At 43.8% G+C, this 1601-nt stretch carries 1 protein-coding gene; it reads left to right on the forward strand.

Features of this window, described 5'->3' with window-relative positions; all coding sequences use genetic code 11:
• Window positions 1-109: 109 nt before the first annotated feature.
• On the forward strand, window positions 110-1423 hold the full coding sequence (locus AC2TDN_RS26440; RefSeq protein ID WP_484690724.1) for an IS1380 family transposase: 1314 nt from the start codon (window positions 110-112) through the stop codon (window positions 1421-1423).
• Window positions 1424-1601 lie beyond the last annotated feature (178 nt).

Below are 1601 nucleotides of genomic sequence, written 5' to 3' on the forward strand. Positions count from 1 at the left end.
CCTGAATTTCGAAAGTGAAATCTCATAAAAATGTAAAAAAGTGCCCTGATCTTTGGTAGAATGGTGTTTGTCTAGAACACATCACCCAAAAGAGAGGAGCACCTTTATGGTGAAGTTTATCACAAAAATCGCAAATTTAAAAACGGAATTTTCTATGAGAAATGCAACAAGTATGGCAGGCAGCAAAGTTTTGCTTGCGTATCTTGAAAAAATCAAGTTAGACCGTGCCCTTCATGCGCTTGGTCACTCTAAAGCGCCAAACTCCATATTCCCAACGTATCGAATTATGCTTTACCTCATAATTGGTTGGATGCTCGGCTGCGAGCGTATTCTCCACTTTCAAAAACTACAGAACGATTCATTGCTGCAACGTTTTCTAGGCGGACGTTGTCCTCATCACAGTTTGCTGTACAAGGAATTAGAGCGTTTAGGTAAATCTCGTCCCACTCTGAGTTTAGATCTCAAAAAGCTGAATATGGAGATCATTTCTCCATGCCTGCCAGATACACTTATTCTCGATTTCGACTCCACCGTGGAGACCGTTTACGGTGATCAGCAAGGCGCAGCCGTTGGCGTAAACAGCTATAAACCCGGACGCAAAAGCTACCATCCTATTCTGGTATACGAAGGGAAGTCCAGGTTTCTGCTGAATGCTGAATTACGGCCCGGCAATGTTCACAGCTCCACAGACGTACTTGCTTTTGCTGAGAAAACGCTATCGCTTCTATCTACTCGTCCTGTCGGTTATGTTCGCTTTGACAAAGGCTTTGGCGGAGAAGCGTTTTACGGTTTTTGGGAATCCAGAAACATCGGCTATGTCGGTAAGATCAAATGGACGAATCGCTTGCGAGAACAAGTTCATGCTTGCCCGCACTGGACACGTTTTGTTGATGATGACTGGATTATTGAAGGTCTGGTGTTGTGTTACAAAGCTACTTCGTGGAGCACCACAAGGCGTGTAGCAGTTATTCGAAAGGTACAACGATTCGAAACGGAACAAGTGCAGTTTGAGCAAGATGGATTTCTCGATTTACTTTGGCAATATGAGGCAATGGTGACAAGTGAGCCATGGGAAGCCATCGATGTGTGGCGCTTTTACAACCAGCGCTGTTGCATGGAAAACTACATCAAAGAAGCCAAGCGCGGTTTTTCAATTAACCGTATTCCAACGGATAATTTCGCTGCGAATGAAATGGATCTGCTCATCAAACTGTTCGCCTACAATTTGTTCGAACGTTTCAAGCAAGATTGTTGTGAACCGCTTCATCGTTCCTTTACCATTCAGCGATTCCGACGAGAATTTTTTGAATGCGCAGGTGTACTGGCACGCCATGGTCGACAAGTCACATTAAAAATGGCTGAGCATTTCAGAAACCGTTACATCTGGCTCCGAATCGAGCGGAAAATCATATTACTTGAATGACAGAAATAACCCAAAATAATACTTGGAAATGACGTTGCCCCTTCGTATGGGGAGGGGGATGATGTACGCTAAAATCTAGCAGGACCAATCACTTCATCATTTTCACTTACATATTTGGAAGTGGTCCCCTATGACATCGTGTATTAACACTCATTACTAGGGGCTTTCGAAATTCAGG

The organism is Paenibacillus sp. Y660 (assembly GCF_057221575.1).